13 protein-coding genes are annotated in these 17,594 nt (G+C 43.6%); 6 read left to right on the forward strand and 7 right to left on the reverse strand.

The window, feature by feature from the left end; all coding sequences use genetic code 11:
• The first annotated feature begins 122 nt into the window (after nt 1–122).
• Nucleotides 123–2,633: an NEW3 domain-containing protein gene (locus M3593_RS13085; protein WP_251543261.1), complete on the forward strand. Its 2,511-nt coding sequence runs from the start codon at nt 123–125 to the stop codon at nt 2,631–2,633.
• A 98-nt stretch (nt 2,634–2,731) separates the two neighbouring features.
• Here the strand turns inward: M3593_RS13085 and M3593_RS13090 are convergent, their stop codons facing one another.
• Both M3593_RS13090 and M3593_RS13095 read right to left on the reverse strand, forming a co-directional pair.
• Nucleotides 2,732–3,493 (reverse strand): polysaccharide deacetylase family protein, encoded by a 762-nt coding sequence (locus M3593_RS13090; RefSeq protein ID WP_251543263.1) that lies wholly within the window; start codon nt 3,491–3,493, stop codon nt 2,732–2,734.
• Nucleotides 3,494–3,601: 108 nt separating this feature from the next.
• Entirely contained in the window at nt 3,602–4,756 is a 1,155-nt protein-coding gene (locus tag M3593_RS13095; RefSeq protein WP_251543265.1) for an endo-1,4-beta-xylanase, read from the reverse strand.
• A 349-nt stretch (nt 4,757–5,105) separates the two neighbouring features.
• Between M3593_RS13095 and M3593_RS13100 the strand changes: the two genes are divergently transcribed.
• The 5 genes from M3593_RS13100 (at nt 5,106) to M3593_RS13120 (ending at nt 10,904) form a co-directional block, all read left to right on the forward strand.
• Complete coding sequence (locus tag M3593_RS13100; protein ID WP_251543267.1) at nt 5,106–6,854, forward strand: sensor histidine kinase; 1,749 nt, start codon at nt 5,106–5,108, stop codon at nt 6,852–6,854.
• A complete protein-coding gene (locus M3593_RS13105; RefSeq protein ID WP_251543270.1) occupies nt 6,844–7,629 on the forward strand; it encodes a response regulator transcription factor in 786 nt (261 codons plus the stop codon). The genes M3593_RS13100 and M3593_RS13105 overlap by 11 nt, the downstream gene beginning before the upstream one ends.
• Before the next feature lie 108 nt (nt 7,630–7,737).
• Nucleotides 7,738–9,045 (forward strand): extracellular solute-binding protein, encoded by a 1,308-nt coding sequence (locus M3593_RS13110; RefSeq protein ID WP_251543299.1) that lies wholly within the window; start codon nt 7,738–7,740, stop codon nt 9,043–9,045.
• 72 nt (nt 9,046–9,117) lie between these two features.
• Complete coding sequence (locus tag M3593_RS13115; RefSeq protein ID WP_251543272.1) at nt 9,118–9,996, forward strand: carbohydrate ABC transporter permease; 879 nt, start codon at nt 9,118–9,120, stop codon at nt 9,994–9,996.
• A gap of 14 nt (nt 9,997–10,010) precedes the next feature.
• Nucleotides 10,011–10,904, forward strand: a complete 894-nt coding sequence (locus tag M3593_RS13120) for a carbohydrate ABC transporter permease (protein WP_251543274.1) — start codon at nt 10,011–10,013, stop codon at nt 10,902–10,904.
• Nucleotides 10,905–11,478: 574 nt separating this feature from the next.
• On the opposite strand, the gene M3593_RS13125 is transcribed toward M3593_RS13120, so the two are convergent.
• The 5 genes from M3593_RS13125 to xylA form a co-directional block, all read right to left on the reverse strand.
• On the reverse strand, nt 11,479–12,102 hold the full coding sequence (locus tag M3593_RS13125; protein ID WP_251542796.1) for a YesL family protein: 624 nt from the start codon (nt 12,100–12,102) through the stop codon (nt 11,479–11,481).
• Nucleotides 12,103–12,368: 266 nt separating this feature from the next.
• On the reverse strand, nt 12,369–13,352 hold the full coding sequence (locus tag M3593_RS13130) for an aldo/keto reductase (RefSeq protein WP_251542794.1): 984 nt from the start codon (nt 13,350–13,352) through the stop codon (nt 12,369–12,371).
• A 12-nt stretch (nt 13,353–13,364) separates the two neighbouring features.
• The gene (locus M3593_RS13135; RefSeq protein WP_251542792.1) at nt 13,365–14,399 is read right to left on the reverse strand and encodes an aldose epimerase family protein; all 1,035 of its coding nucleotides are present in this window, start codon (nt 14,397–14,399) and stop codon (nt 13,365–13,367) included.
• Between the two features lie 241 nt (nt 14,400–14,640).
• Entirely contained in the window at nt 14,641–16,140 is a 1,500-nt protein-coding gene (xylB, locus tag M3593_RS13140) for a xylulokinase (RefSeq protein WP_251542790.1), read from the reverse strand.
• Between the two features lie 105 nt (nt 16,141–16,245).
• Entirely contained in the window at nt 16,246–17,577 is a 1,332-nt protein-coding gene (gene xylA / locus M3593_RS13145) for a xylose isomerase (RefSeq protein ID WP_251542788.1), read from the reverse strand.
• Nucleotides 17,578–17,594: the final 17 nt, after the last annotated feature.

Below are 17,594 nucleotides of genomic sequence, written 5' to 3' on the forward strand. Positions count from 1 at the left end.
TATCTTGAATTAGGTAATATATCTGTTGTTAGTTAGGCAGATTAACTAACCTACAATTACATACAGAGGAAGGAGTGTTCAATATTTCTCAGCAAAACTCAAAAATGAAAGGGGTTACAAAAATGAGGAAGTACTTTATTGGTTTACTCTCTTTATTGCTAGTCGTTTCCATGCTGCCCTTAAGCAGTTCAGCTGCCAAGACCCAGGAGCCTGACGTTGATCTCTGGAATGCAGTGAAGCCTCTCGACACGACCGTGACCTTCTTAAATACCGGTGCCCACCCCGATGATGAGCGAAGCGACTTTTTAGCGTATCTGTCACGAGGACTTGGCGTTAAAACCGCCAGCATGATCGCAAACCGCGGTGAAGGCGGCCAAAATGAAATTGGCAATGAGCTTGGAAACGGCCTTGGAATCATCCGTTCCCGCGAAATGATCGAAGCCGCTAAAATCACTGGTGTTACCGCATATCACTTAAGCGAAACCACAAACGATGCAATTTACGACTTCGGTTTTTCAAAAAGCCCTGATGAAACACTTGAAAAATGGGATGAAGATATTGCTTATGAACGCCTGATCCGTTTCATCCGGACATATCAGCCGGATATCGTCATGCCTTCATTCAGGAACTCCCCGACACAGCACGGACACCACCGCGCGATGGAAATCCTGAGCGAGAAAGCCTTTGAAGACGCAGCAGATCCTTCAGTCTATCCTGAACAGTTAAAAGAAGGATTATCAGTATGGCAGATTAAAAAGCTTTTCCTCCCTGCCGAATCAAAAGAAACAGCCACCACTTCAATCGAAATTGGAATGTACGATCCAATTTATCAAATGTCCTATCCACAGCTGGGGGAAGCATCCCGCTACATGCACAAAAGCCAGGGAATGGGCAATGACATCCCTGTCGCACCACGCGAGACTCACCTAGAATTGCTTTACAGCGCTGTTGACACAAATGGCAGCAACGAACTTTTTGCAGGCGTTCCATATGACTTTGCAGCATGGGCAAAAACTCTTCCAAAGAACGCGAACTCTCTATCAGTCCAGTACACAAAACTCCAGGACCAACTTGAATCCATCATTGAATCCTATCCTGACAGAGATGCAGTATTCACACAAACACAGAAGGCTTTGAAAGATGTCCTCCGCCTGCAAAAGAAGACGGAAAACGCAAAGCTTGATGATGAACTGAAAACTGATTTGCTTCACAAGCTCAATTTGAAAGAAGAGCAGCTCCAAACTGCAAGCTTCGTATCATCGAGCCTGGATGTGAATGCTGAAGCAGCGTCCACTGTCCTGACAAAAGGCCAGGATACTACCGTTACCGTTACACTAGAGAACAATGGCTCGCAGAAGCTCGAGCATTTGAATGTTGAATTATTAGCACCTGAAGGCTGGACCATTACCTCAAAAGCAAAAGATGCTGATTTGGCTCCTGGCAAAACGGCAACCCTAACTTTCGATGTGTCCGTCCCTGAAGATGCTGAGTTCTATCATGCGTATAAAGAACCAGTTTTACAGGCAAAAGTGACATACAAAAATAAAGGTGCTTCCGTTGAACAAGTAAAACAGCTCGAAGGCACCATCGCAGTCCTGCCTGACGCGGCAGTAACCTTGAACCCAGAGGATATCATCGTCAACACAGCCAATGTCCAGGATGAAATCCCGGTTACGGCAAAAGTGAAGAACTATTTTAACGGAGCATCACAAGCCGTTGTGTCTCTTAAAGCACCTGAAGGCTGGGAAGTAGAACCGAAAACCGCCACCGTTGATTTCAGTGCCCAATTCGAGGAAAAAGAAGTAGCGTTCACCCTTTCACCGCCTGAAGGCATTCAATCAGGAGACTTCAATATTGACGCTGAAGTGGCAGTGAACGGCAAAACTTTCAATTCAACGATCCAGGAAATCAGCTACGACCATATCGGCACATTCTATTATCAGTACCCTGCCCAGGTGAATGGCGTCGCATTCGAACTGCTCACAAATGATAACCTGAAAGTCGGCTATATCGACAGCGGCTTCGATTTGGTTGCTGACTATTTATCCAATGCCGGCATGAATATCACCAAACTGACCGAAGCCGATCTGGCGTCAGCAGATCTAAGCCAGTATGACACGATTGTAGTCGGCATCCGCGCATACCTGTCAAGAGCCGACCTGATCGCCAACAATGCCCGCCTGCTGAAATACGTTGAAGACGGCGGACACCTGGTCGTCCAGTATCACAAGCCAAACGATGGCTGGAATAAAGACACCACTGCACCATATCCATTAACAATCGGAAACGTGTCGATTAAATGGCGCGTAACCGATGAAAACGCAAAAGTAAATATCCTGCAGCCAGAATCACCGTTGTTCAACTATCCAAACAAAATCACAGACAGCGATTGGGATAACTGGATCCAGGAAAGAGGACTCTACTACCCAATGGCATGGGGACCAGAATACCAAACATTCGTCAGCATGGCTGACCCAGGAGAAGACGCATTCGACGGCGGCATCCTGATGGCCAACTACGGCAAAGGAACCTACCTTTATACAAACCTTGTATTCTACCGCCAGATCCAGGGGCAAGTGCCTGGAGGGTATAGGATTTTCACGAATTTGATCAGTTACGGGTCACAGGAATAAACAAAGTAAAACAACCATCCGCCTTTTTGGGGATGGTTGTTTTTGGTGTTTCATATTTCTATCATTTAGGTACCACCCAGGATCATCCCTACGTCTCCCTAATACCCTGTCTCCACCATTCGAACAAAATCCTCCAATGTATGTTCTTGCAGGATCATAATCCGCGGCAATTCATATCGGTTGCTCTTGTCTGTACTGATTCCGCCGCCTACTTTGAATGCGCCTTTAAATCCTAATTCTTCTAATACGGAGATTGTATCGGCATTATAGCTTCCATAAGGATAGGCAAAGGTATTGGTTGTTTTGCCTGTTAGGTCTTTAAGGAATTTTGTTGCTTCATTGATTTCTGTGTACTGCTGCTCCCTGCTAAGGTCGGCGAGGGCTGGATGGGTAACTGAATGGTTCTGGATGTCTACTCCGTTTTCCATAACGGTCAGAAGCTCGTTTGAAGTCATATTCCAGCTTCCGTCCACCCAGGTCGAAACTGTGAATTGAGTCGCCTTCATTCCGTATTTCTGCAAAACTGGATAGACGTACGGATAGAAATCATTCGAATTGTCATCAAAGGTAAGCAGAATCGGCTTCTTTGGCATGGCAGCTTTCTTGTCGAGGATGTTGAAATATTGCTTCATTGTCAGCGTACGGTAGCCATTTTCATGAAGGTAGGCCATATGTTTTTCGAATTCTTCCAGGCTGAATTGGTATGGATTATTTGGGTCTGGGTCAGGCTTTACCACATGATAGAGCAGGACCGGAATTTCTACCTGTTTGGTTTGTTTAGCACTGGCTGGCTGCTGGTATTGGGTACTTGCAATTAGTAATAGAATCAAAGCCATAAACAGTCCTTTGAGTTTTTTCATCAGCATTCCCTCCTATTTTTGGCTGCCTACACTTTGTTGTTCTAAGCAACAAAGTGTAGGCAGGAAATCCTAAGGAAATCAAAAACTACAATCTATTAATTTTGCTTTCTAGTCAATAATAGCCCAATAAGCCGGCTTTGCATTGTATTCATTATCAAACACAAATGGCGCGTCCACTCCAACACCGTCATTGTATTCTTCTGCACGGTCATTCAACCAGGTATGATTATCTGCCACACCCCAGAATGTCACGCTGCTGATTTTGTCTCCAAGCTTTTCGTATAGCTGGAATAGCTGATCATAGCGGAGTGCCTGGCGTTCGAATTCACTTGCAGGGATTTCATCATATGCAGGATATGCAGGTCTTGGCGGCCAGCCATAAAGGCTTACATCCAGCTCCGTAATTTGGTTATCAAGGCCTAAACCGGCAAACATATTAATGGAATCCTCGATTTCCTTAAGAGATGGCCAGCCGATTTGGATATGTGCCTGATGCCCGACTCCATCGATTGGAACACCCTCTTCAACCAATTCCTTCACCAGATTGTACAAGTGAGTTCTCTTTGGTTCCACCTCAGTGTTATAATCATTGATATAAAGCTTGGCGTCCTTTGCGGCAAAGCGATTCGCTGTTTCAAAAGCTACTTTAATATAATCTGTTCCAGTGATCTGATACCATGGTGATTCACGCAAGCCCTTTTCATTAGGAGCGTACTCATCAATTACTTCATTGACTACATCCCACGAGCTAACATCATTTTTATAACGCTTTACGATGGTTTTGATATGAGTCTCCAATCGTTTAAGCAATAGCTTTTTATTCTTTTCACGCTGTTTAGGATCTGTTTCATCGACCATCTTGTTTCCTTCTTTATCAAGGAAGAACCATTCAGGGACTTGACTATGCCACACAAGATTATGGAACCGCAGCTCCATGCCGTTCTCTTTCGCAAACTTGACGATTTTATCTGCTTCCTCGAAGGTGAACTTCCCTTCTTCCGGCTGGATATTGATCGGCTTCATGACATTCTCGGCAACAATGCTGTTAAAATGGCGTTTTAGAACGGCAGCGTCCTTCCCTTCAAGCATGGATGGCTCAACAGCTGCCCCAATATCGAATGAATCCGCATACCTTTCATCGAGTTCAACATCGACATCGAGTGCACTGACCGGTTCAGCTGCTGATGCACTGGATAGTCCAGCAGGTAAAAATAGGGCTAAAGCCAATCCAGTAAGAAATGGTTTACGCAATACTTTTAACATGTTAGGAATTCCCCTCTTTCTAAAATTGTTTTTGCATTTTTTACAGGCCTGACGAATTCTCCCCCCTCATTAGTTTGCTTGGCCAGGAACAAAAGAAAGGGCTTTCACAGAGGTGTAAAAAAAATTTTTAGCAGCCGTTACCTGACGTATGTAAGATTATAACAGCACAAAACTTAGTTTATCCACTTAATAAACTAATAATTTAAAGTTTTCTATAAAAATGATAAAATAGGACTAGATGGATTCTGATTTTTATATTAACTTACCTGAAATAGACATCTCACCAGTTACCAGGAAAGGAGATATAATAGTTAAAACAACTACTAATAGCAAAGAAAGGCGAACCGCCGTGCTGAATCAACTAAAAAAATGGAACACCTTACGGAACCAGATTCTATTTATCTTTTTGATTGTCATGATCATCGTATTACTGATTGTCAGTCTTCTAACATTAGGACAAGTATCAGCATTGCTGCAGAACAATGCAGAAAAGCAAATACAACAGGTAGCGATTGAAGCCAACGGGCGAATTGAATCTCTATTTGAGCAGATCAATATGAACTCAAAGCTTGTGATAACAGACGAAGAGGTTCAAAGAATCCTAACGGATGTCCATGACGGCAGACATGTATCTTTCGAAGACAGGCAGCGTTTAATGGGACATATCAACAGGATCATCGGGAACACGGATGGTATTTTTTCCTTTCAGCTGTTTTCTGATAAAAAACAGCGGGTCCTCCCCCTTGATGAGGACGAGCTGAGGAATCGAATCGGCAAAAAGTGGATTGAGGAAGCCAACAAGGCAAAAGGCCGGATCGTTTGGATAGGTGAAGATCCAAATGACAAGAACTACTTCCTCGCCATCCGGAGAGTTAATCTAATGGAAAGACAATATAGAAGCGGCGGTTATCTTTTAATCAGCATTAACCGGGACCATTTCCATTTTGCCAATGAAAAATATGACAACGACCAATACTCGATTCTTTTGGATCAATATCAAAATCCGATCATCCAAAATTATTCTGGAGATATCAAAAGCATCATTGAAAGCAATGAAAACAATGTGCAGCTAAATGAGCGGGAGTATATCGTAACAAAACAATTATCCAAAATTACGGGCTGGACTGTCTATATTTTAACCCCTGTCAGTGAACTGACTGAAGGAATGTCCTGGATTCGGAATGGCATCATTTTATCTGGAGTTGTTGGCTTGTTTATTTTCACCATCAGTTCCTTCTTCCTATCAACCCTTATTACAAGTCCGATACAAAGATTGACCAAAACGATGCGGCGTGCCGGAGATGGGTCATTAACACTGAATCCGGAAGTTTATTCCGTCAATGAAATCAATGAATTAAACAGCACCTATAACCAGCTGGTGAAAGAAACCAACCATTTGATGCAAATGGTTTACCAGAAAGAGATTTTAAGAAGCCAAAGTGAATTGAAAGCGCTCCAGGCGCAAATCAACCCGCATTTCCTTTTCAACACCCTTGATGCGCTTCATTGGTCTCTTGATGAGAAAGATGAGGAAGAGCTTGCTGAACTGGTTGTCGCGATGTCGGATTTATTCCGTTACACCATTACAAAAGAAACCGATGATGACTGGGTGTACCTGAAGGACGAAATCAAACACATCAGCGACTATATGGAAATCATGAAAATGCGCTTTGGCAACCGGTTGAAATGGCATGTCTCGGTTCCGGAAAAATATGAGCTTGTCAGAATTCCTAAGCTAATTATCCAGCCACTGGTGGAAAACGCAGCCCTCCATGGAGCTGGAAATAAAACAGGAAACTGCCAGATTTCTGTCATTGTGGAACCCGTCAAAAATAAAGAACGGATTCGTATCCTCGTAAAGGATGATGGATCCGGGATGGACAAGGAGCGGCTATCACAGATTGTCCAGTCAATCGAATCTGGCGGGACATCCTCTGCGAGCGGAAAGGGAATGGCCATTTCAAATGTCTACAAGCGCTTAAAGTTATATTACCAAGGCATTTCACATACAGACCTTTTGATAGAGAGTGAGTTAGACAAGGGAACTCAGATTTCATTCGAACTACCGATTGAGGGGGACGAAAAGAATGTTGTCTAAAAATATCTTGATTGTGGATGACGAGCCAAGAACGAGACAAGGCTTGCAAAGGACACTGGACAGCTGGAACAACGGTGAATACACCATCCTCACTGCAGATAGCGGTGAGGATGTCCTGCGGATTGCCGCGGAAAGAAAGATTCATATTTTACTATCTGATATCCGGATGCCGGAAATGACTGGACTTCAGTTATTGAAAAAACTGAAAGAAAACGGGATGGCTCCGGTCGTGATCGTCATATCCGCTTACTCCGAATTTGAGTATGCACAGCAAGCTTTAAAGCTCGGTGTCGTCAATTATCTTTTAAAGCCCATCGGGAAAAAGAAGCTGATTGAAGCAGTCGAGGATGCTGTAAAAATCATGGAGAAACAAGAAAGGGCCGGATTGATTGAAAAAGTGGTCGATAAAAAAATAGTCGATGCCAGCACCAAGATGGATTCAACCAAAGATACCATCCGCAAGGCCATGATCTATATTGAACGGAACCTAAAGGAAGAATTCACGTTGAAGGATGTTGCTGCTCATGTCCATCTGAATCCTAGCTATTTCAGTGTACTTTTCAAGGAGCAGGTCGACCTGAATTTCAGTGAATATGTGACAAGGCGAAGGATTCAGCGCTCAAAGGAATTAGTCCTTTCCACTACCCTTCCGATTAATGAAATAGCAGAGGAAGTCGGCTATAAAACGGCAAAGTACTTTATTAAAATCTTCAAGGAAATTGAGGGTATGACACCAAGTGCGTATCGAAAAACAGAAAATGAAAGGGCTTTCTAAAAATAGTAGTATTTTTCCTAATCATAGTTGCCTATTTTGATTTTCTCCCTGGTGTTAGACTTTAACTGTAGCGAATAGACACACATACATTGAGGGGGTTTTGGATTGATGAAAAAGAAAGCGTTTTCCTCTGTGATGACCTTGGCACTGGCAGGCGGGCTGATTTTGGGAGGCTGTTCTTCCTCTACTGGTTCCACTGGCGATACAAAGGGATCCAGCGGAGATAAAACTGTCGTGAAAATGATGCATCTATGGCCTGAAGGAAGTTCAAATGCACAATACACAATTGTCGATGACATTATCAATGCTTATGAAAAAGAACATCCTGATGTAGACATCCAGACCGAAATTCTAGGCAATGAGCAGTACAAAGAGAAAATCAAAGTATTATCTGCTTCAAATGAACTGCCGGACGTTGGCATCACCTGGGCGGCTGGATATATGAAGCCTTTCGTTGATGGCAAAATGTTCGCTCCATTAGATGACATTGCTAAAGAAGACAATTTCGTTGCCGGTACGCTTGATGCTTTCTCAGTTGACGAAAAGCCATACGCTGTACCTCTTGAATTAAACATCACCCCTGTTTATTACAACAAAGAAATTTTCAAAAAATATAACCTGAAAGTTCCAAAGACATATGATGAGTTCCTGAATGTTGTCAAAACACTTGCTGACAACAAAGTTACTCCGATCACTTTAGGAAACAAAGACCGCTGGACTGGCTCCATGTGGTATATGTACCTTGCTGACCGCATTGGCGGACCAGAAGCTCTGAACAATGCAATCAACCGTTCCGGAAGCTTTGAAGATCCAGCTCTAGTCAAGGCAGCTGAAGAAATCGAAAAGCTTGTCAAGATGGGCGCATTCGTCAAAGGCTACAACGGCCTGTCCAATGATGAAGCAAAAGGTTACTTCATGAATGAACAAGCTGCTATGTACTTGATGGCAACATGGGAGCTTCCAAACTATACAACAACTCCTGATGTCTCTCAGGAATTCAAGGACAAAATCGGTTACTTCAAGTTCCCAACCTATGAAGGCGGAAAAGGCGATATCGACAGCTATGTAGGCGGACCTGGTGTTGGACTGTTCGTATCTGAACAATCAAAGGTGAAAGACGAAGCGAAAGAATTTGTTTCCTACCTGGTGGAAGAATGGGGCAAGCGTTCTGTAGTTGACGCTGGTGTCATCCCTGCTACAGTCGTTGATACATCAAACGGCGAGCTTCACCCAATGTACATTGACATCCTGAATGACCTAGGAAATGCGACGAACCTTACTCTATATGCAGATGTTCAGATGTCTGCCGGCGTAGCAGATGTTCACTTGAACCAGATACAGGCATTATTCGGCGGACAAACAACTCCTGAAAAGTTCGCAAAAACGCAAGAAGAAGCACTTGCTGCTGAGAAATAATACTTGCTTAGAAAGAGGGCATATTGCTGATGAATATGCCCTCTTCTTTATAGAAAGGAAGGCGGCTGCAACATGAAAAATGTTATGTCGAATAAATACGTGATCGCCCTTTATACGCTCCCAGCATTACTGCTGATCCTCGCCCTTATCTATATTCCAATTGTATTATCAGGCTACTATGGCTTCATGGACTGGGACGGAATCGGCGAGATGACATTTGTTGGGCTGGATAACTATATCACCCTTATCCAGGATAAAATGTTCTGGACAAGTACCTATCACTCTTTTCTTTTAGCTATATTCTCTACAGCAAGCTTGCTGCTGTACCTGGCCATTTCGCTGGTTTTAGCCAGTAAAATCAAAGGATCAGATTTATTGAGGAAAATATACCTGATCCCGATGCTATTATCCTCAGTCGCCATCGCCCAGCTTTGGATGAAGATTTTCGATCCAACAAACGGGATGGCCAATAAATTACTTGAAATGTTCGGTGTCGAAAACACGCCAATTTGGCTGGCAGACCCTGAGATCGCGCTATATGCGATTTTCATTCCGATTATCTGGCAGTTTGCAGGATTTTATATCCTTATCTATTATGCTGCATTAAAGAACGTTCCCGATGAAATCATTGAAGCAGCGAAAATTGATGGCGCCAACTCATGGCAGATTGCTTATAAAATCAAACTGCCCCTGATTTCAGGAGTTTTCAAAGTGACAATCATGCTGGCAGTAGTGGGATCCCTGAAATACTTTGATTTGATTTATGTCATGACCGGCGGAGGCCCTAACGGAGCCAGTGAAGTAATGGCTTCCTACATGTACAAAGAAGCATTCAAGTTGAATAATTTCGGTTATGGAAGTGCCATCGGCTTTGGACTATTGGTAATCGCCCTCTTCATGACCTGGTTAATTTCGAAATTAACGAAATCTAAAGACGATGTTCAATTTTAAGGGAGTGAAATAGAATGAGTCAGGTTAGTACACAACCAGCAGCAACAACCCTTCCCGCCCCTCAAAAAATAAAGAAGTCTTACTTGAACAAAATCGGATTTGGATTTCTTTATCTAATATTAGGGTTATTTGCTGTCATTCAAATTTACCCATTGGTATGGCTGTTGTTCTTTTCATTGAAAACCAATCAGGAAGTATTCGGGATGTCACCTTTCTCGCTGCCTCAAGACCCGCAATGGGGCAACTACACAAAGGCCTGGACTTCCGGCAACATCGGGGTGTATTTCTTCAATAGCGTGTGGATCACCGTTTTATCCGTTGCCCTTACGATCATCCTGGCCAGTTTCGTGACATTTGCCGTTACACGCATGAGCTGGAAGCTTAGCGGCCTAGTTCTGGGATTGTTCCTGGTGGCTTATATGATTCCACTGCATTCGACCTTGATTCCTTTGTTCAATATGTATAACAATGCTGGTCTAATTAATAGCCCTGTATCGATTGTCTTATCTTATACGGCATTCAACCTGCCTTTAACGATCATGATTTTGCTCGGCTTTTACAGGACCTTCCCGCGTGAAATCGAAGAAGCAGCGGTCATGGACGGATGCTCAGTCCACCGGATTTTCTTCCAGATCACCCTGCCAATGACCGTACCTGTCCTGTCAACAACTGCAATCATCAATATGATCTACAACTGGAATGAATTCGTGTTTGTAAACACCTTCATCAGTTCAGACAACTGGAAGACGCTGACGGTTGGGATCAATAACTTCGTAGGTCAATACTTAACAGATTGGGGCGCGATTGGCGCAACTCTAGTCATCAGTATTGTACCGATTCTTTTAGCTTTCTTGTTCTTGAGTGACAAGATTGTTGAGGGGATGGCCGCTGGATCTGTGAAGGGTTGATATGGAGAAGAAGACAGATATCAAAAGGAAGCTTTTGATATCTGTCTTTTTATGGCAAATAAAGTGCGCTTTTTCTCGCTTAGGGCACATGTTGTCTTTTCTTGTGACCGTCAAACCGCTTTTTCTCGTTTCACGGGCACATGTTGCCTCTTCTTGTCACCGTCAGACCACTTTTTCTCGTTTCACGGGCATATGTTGCCTCTTCTTGTGACCGTCAGACCACATTCGCTCGCTTCACGGGCACATGTTGCCTCTTCTTGTGACCGTCAGACCACTTTTTCTCGCTTCACGGGCACATGTTGCCTCTTCTTGTGACCGTCAAACCACTTTTTCTCGTTTCACGGGCACATGTTGCCTCTTCTTGTGACCGTCAAACCACTTTTTCTCGTTTCACGGGCACATATTGCCTCTTCTTGTGACCGTCAAACCACTTTTTCTCGTTTCACGGGCACATGTTGCCTCTTCTCGTGACCGTCAGACCACTTTTTCTCGCTTCACGGGCACATGTTGCCTCTTCTTGTGATCGTCAGACACAACCCACTGGCATCATCGGGTCCTTATGATAACTATATCGCTACTCAGTTACACGCCTTTTCCTGTCCATCTTCCCGAAAACAAGATAAGCCGCGGACATGATAATCACTGCTATGAGACTGCCGCCGAAGAAGAAGCCTAATGCCGGGATGAATTTCACCACGAATAACACGGCAATGATTCCTGCGATCATCACGATATTTTCAATCGGGCTGATCAGCATCATCAAGAATGAATTTTTGACCATCTGGAACCACTTCAATTCAAAATGGACATATACCGGGAATAGATACATTATGGTCATGATGGCGGCAAACATGAACAAATAGATGGGTATTTGAATCACACTTGTAAATCCGGTTACTGACTTTTCTACGAAGACCATGTTAAAAACAATCAGCCCAACTACTGCAGCTACAAGCAATCCTAAACCATTGCTGCGGAAAAACTCCGATTTCCAGGTTGTCCAAAAGGTACGGAATATCGGGATCTCCGTCTCCCCTTTCAGCCATTTGCGAATGATCGTAAACATCGCAACCGTCGCCGGGAAGAATCCCAGGACAATAAGCCCCGCCAGCGAGAATCCCATCCACAAAAGATTTATATAGGCAAATTTCGTAATCCATTCCGTAGCCGCAAAAGCCCGGTTTGCCAACGTATTCATCCAATCCCTCCAACCACAGTCCAATCATATTGCCTTATAGCACATTCGTTAGCTTGTAAGAGGCTTGTCTTGTCGGAAAACCCCTTGCAAATATTATAAAACAGTTAGACTTAGCATCTATCATTTAAAATCAAAAAAGAAAGCACAAAATTAAAATTTGTGCCCCGATTGCTTATGATTTATTCAGGAAGGTACCATTTCTAGCTCTAAGATGCCCTTATTTGGCTCTTTCCTTCCTTATAAGGGTATCTTTCTGGCTATTAGTATCAGTAAGGCCCTCTGATAAAGTCCCTAACATTCTCCTGATAAAAACGCTGGATTGTCTGCAGTTCTTCTTCTGTGAATGGCTTGGTTTCGAGTGTGCCGAGATTATCCTTTACTTGGTCAATGTTTTTAAATCCAGGAATGATGCAGGTAATCTCTTTTTGGTCGAGGATCCAGCGTAGTGCTGCACTTGCCATCGATTGGCGGCCTTCGGCAATCCACTTCAGCTGGTCGGCCAGTTCAACACCCTTCTTGAACCCTAGGCCGGCAAAGGTTTCCCCGACATTAAAGGCTTCTCCATTTTCATTGAAACGGCGGTGGTCATCCTCTTCAAATACATGCCCAGCCGTAAACTTACCAGTCAGCAGCCCGCTTGCAAGCGGCAGTCTTACCAGCAGCCCTACCCCTTTTTGATAGGCTTCAGGAATTAGTGTTTCCAGCGGTTTCTGGCGGAACATATTAAAAATGATTTGCAGGCTTTTGACGTTTGGATTTTCGAGGCTGATCAGCCCTTCTTCCACCGTTTCGACACTGACTCCGTAGTGACGGATTTTCCCTTCTTCCTGGAGACGATCAAGCACTTCAAATACGCTGCCATCCCGCAATATCTCTGTTGCCGGGCAATGGATTTGATACAAATCAATTGCTTCCCTGTTCAATCGGCGAAGGCTATCTTCACAATAAGACCTGACTGTTTCATAGCTGTAGTTTTTTGGATCGAATATATCACCTTGGCGGCAGAATTTTGTCGCGATATGAATCTGGTCTTCCTTGCCTTTGGTGGCCTTCGCTAACAACTCTTCACTATGGCCGTCACCGTAAACATCGGCTGTATCGAAGAAATTGACACCCTGGTCAATTGCGTACTCCAGGGACCTTAACGCTTCTGCATCATTCGTCTTTCCCCAAGATCCGCCGATTGCCCATGTTCCAAAGCTCACTTCACTGATCTTGATCCCGGTATTTCCTAACTCACGGTAATTCATTATTTCATCTCCTTATTCCAATCCAAATTTATATCTTGTGATTGATGAATACATTTCCCCTTTTTCCAGAACCATTGATGGAAAACGAGGGTGATGGATGCTATCAGGATAGGCTTGTGTTTCCAGACAGATTCCCAAATGCTTTCTGGAAGGTACACCCCTGAAGTCACCCTCCGCTTTCAAAGAGTTCCCCGAGTACACGACAACAGCAGGTTCATCCGTTTCAACCGTCAGCGTACGCCCGCTATCAGGGTCTTTCAATACAATCTCATGATCATGATTTGTATCCAATAGTAACGGATGATCATATCCATTTCCAACGAGAACATTTTGGGGGTGAGCCGATTCAGCTCCCCTTTTTACTGTACCACCTTTTGTAAAATCAAATGGCGTTCCTTCGACATCTAAAATACTGCCGGTCGGCAGGAATTCCTCATCAAGTTCAAGAAACCGCGAACTTTTCAAATACAATGAATGATCTAAAACATCCCGTTTCAAATTTCCACTCAGATTAAAATAAGAGTGGTTCGTAACAGTAAGCAGCGTTTTTTGATCTGTTTGCGCCCGATACTGGATCGATAATTCATTGTCGTTATTCAGTCTGTAAGTTACTTCTATGTATAAATTCCCCGGATAGCCTTCCTCGCCATCCCTGCTTAAATAGGAAAACAGAACACCGTCGTCAATGACTTTTGCATCCCAAACCACCTTGTCGAACCCTTCTAATCCACCATGAAGATGGTTACTGTTATCATTTTGGGCCAGTGTATAATTTTTACCATCCAGTTCAAAGCTGCCACCCTTAAGGCGACCTGCCACACGTCCTACCACCGCACCAAGAAAATAAGGATCTTTGAGATACTCATCAAGCGTGTCATGGCCGAGGACAATATTTTCACATTTCCCATCTCGATCCGGAACATTCATTTTAGTGATGATACAGCCATAATTAATGGCCGTCACTTCCATCCCATGATCATTTTTAAAAGTAAATGAATGCACAGGCTGGCTGTCGATCTGTCCGAATTTCTCTTTCAAAACTTCCATACAGATCCTCCTCTCTTTTTTAAAGGCTGTTTTCGTAAAGATTGGTGTTAAAATCTTAAAGCCGATTTTAACGTGATATAAAGCCATTTTGCAGTTCGTTTTTAAGTGTGTAAGCTCTTTTCTATAATAAGTTTCAATTTTGTTAAGAAACCTGGGTCATTCAATCTCATTTTGTAGTCGATAGCAACAAAGTTTGAGAAAAGAGCCTTTTAAAAGAAAGCCCCACATTAAGTGGGGGATGTTATCTCCTGAATTCTCTTAACTGGTCATTAAGAGTCTTTGTCTGTGTGTATACATTTTGATAAATCGAAAAGAGCTTCTTATATTGTTCAACATTTTTCGGGATTGGCTCATAGGTTTTAGAGACTTGAATGAATGCTTTCGCGCAATCCTTCAGAGACGAAAACCAGCCGCAGCCATATGCAGCGAGCATTGCCGCTCCCATTCCAGGTCCCTGTTCACTTGCCAGCTTTTCGATTTTCGCATTGAAAATGTCTGCCTGCATTTGCAGCCACGTTTCGTTTTTCGCTCCGCCGCCGATGGAGATGATGGAATCAATGGTCTTTCCGCTGCTTCTGAAGATCTCAATGGATTCATTCAAGGAGAAAGTGATTCCTTCAAGCACGGCGCGTGCAAAGTGCTTGCGCTCGTGTGAAGCATCGATGCCGACAAAACTGCCGCGGATAGCTGAGTCGGCATGCGGTGTTCTCTCCCCGACAATATAAGGAGTAAATAACAGCCCATTGCTGCCGGCTGGCACCTCATCCACTCCCGCTAAAAACTGGTCAAACTCTTCCTGTTTTGCAAAGGTATCCTTGAACCAGCTTAGACTGTAACCGGCTGCCAGCGTCACGCCCATCGTGTAATATGCATTCTCTTCCCCATGATTAAAATAATGAACCTTTCCTGCAAAATCGAGGTCATTTCTTTCTTCATAAGATAGAACAACTCCAGAGGTTCCGATACTGCACAGGCTTTTCCCTTCTGATAAAATCCCGGAGCCAATCGCGCCGCAAGCATTATCAGCACCGCCGGCAAACACTTTTGTTCCTTCTGATAACCCGGTTGCCTCCGCAAATTCAGGTGAAAGATTGCCAACGAAATCATGGGATTCCACCAATGGAGGACAAAATTCAGGAGAAAGTCCAAATGCCTCGAGGATTTCCTGGCTCCATTGACGCTCAGCCACGTTCAACAATAAAGTCCCGGCAGCATCCGAGTATTCCATCTGGATTTTCCCAGTAATGCGATAACGCAAATAATCCTTAGGAAGCAAAAAAGTGCTGGCACGTTCAAATAGCTGCGGCTCATTTTCTTTTACCCAGAGGATTTTTGGCAAAGTAAAACCTTCCAATGCAGGATTCTTCGTTACCTCCAGCAGCCTCTCTTTGCCAACAACACTGTAAATCTCCTCACATTGCTTCGTAGTCCTTGTGTCATTCCATAAAATCGCATTACTTAAGACCTGATGGTTTTCGTCCAATAAGACAAGTCCGTGCATTTGACCGGAAAAGCTGATGCCCTCAATTTCACTGGCATCTCCATCAAATTGGCCTATTAGTTCAGCAAGCCCCTCAGTGGTTTTTTCGACCCATTCCTCAGGGTTCTGTTCACTGTAACCAGACTTTTCAATGATTAGCGGATAAGATTTTGAAACTTCCTTGCAAACTTCCCCATTTTGATTGACCAGCAGTATTTTAACGGCACTTGTGCCAAGGTCCACACCGATGACGTATTTCATCGTGATCCTCCTATTCTATAGAAATGGGGCTGTCTAACAGGGCTGGTCCTCATCGTAAGGACTTAGCACTTCTCTTTTTAGACAACCCCAATGCTTATTTAAAAATTATACTGTTACGCTTGAAAGTGTTTCCAGCAGGTATTGATTGATGACTGCTTTTAAGCGTTCTGTTCTTCCAGACAGGTTTTTGATTTCCGTTAATTGATAAGCATATTCTTCAAGTTCACGGAAGTTAGTCTTGCCCTCTGCAATCTTTAAGCCGATTCCAGTAGTATAGCTGCTGTAGCGTTCTTCAATGAAGCTATCAAGCACTTTATCTTCTATTAATTTGTTTGCCACTTTCAAGCCGACTGCAAATGCATCCATGCCGGCAATATGTGCGTGGAAAAGATCTTCTGCCTCAAAAGAACCTCTTCTTACTTTTGCGTCGAAGTTCAAGCCGCCGCTTCCCAATCCGCCATTTTTCAGGATTTCATACATTGCCAGTGTGTTAGTATACAAATCTGTAGGGAATTCATCTGTATCCCAGCCAAGCAGTGTATCACCCTGGTTCGCATCCACTGAACCGAGCATTCCGTTAATGCGTGCCGTTCTTAGTTCGTGCTCAAACGTATGGCCGGCAAGGGTAGCGTGGTTTGCTTCAATATTGAACTTGAAGTAGTCTGTCAGGTCGTATTTTTGCAAGAAAGCTAGACCAGTAGCAACATCAAAGTCGTATTGGTGCTTAGTAGGCTCTTTTGGTTTTGGCTCAATCAGGAATGGTACATTCAAGCCGATCTCTTTTGCATAATCGACTGCCATATGGAAGAAGCGGGCCAGGTTGTCCTGTTCAAGCTTCATATCTGTATTAAGCAATGTTTCATAGCCTTCACGACCGCCCCAGAATACATAGTTTTCGGCACCAAGTTCTTTTGCCACTTCAAGACCTTTTTTTACCTTCGCTACAGAATATGCAAATACATCAGCATTTGGAGAAGTCGCAGCACCATGAGTATATCGTGGATTCGTGAACATATTCGCCGTGTTCCAGAGCAACTTTGTCTTGCTTGTTTTCATGTATCCTTTAATCATGGAAACAATCTCGTCCTGGTTTTCGTTCGATTCCTTTAAAGTGCTGCCTTCTGGAGCGATGTCTACATCGTGAAAAGCAAAGAAAGGAACATTCAGTTTTTCAAAAAGTTCAAATGCTGCCTCAACACGTGCTTTTGCCAGATCCATGCCCTGGTAACGATCCCATGAACGGATTGCAGTTCCAACACCGAATGGATCAGTTCCATCAGCGGTGAATGTATGCCAGTAAGCTACAGAGAAACGAAGAATTTCCTCCATTGTTTTTCCATTGATTTTTTCTTCCGGATTATAATATTTAAATGCAAAAGGATTGTTGGAGCGTGGACCTTCAAATTGGATTTTGTTTACTGATTCAAGATAAGCCATGCCGTAATTCCTCCCTG

The sequence above is a fragment of the Mesobacillus sp. MER 48 genome, assembly GCF_023714225.1.
Taxonomy (GTDB): Bacteria; Bacillota; Bacilli; order Bacillales; family Cytobacillaceae; genus Mesobacillus; species Mesobacillus oceanisediminis_A.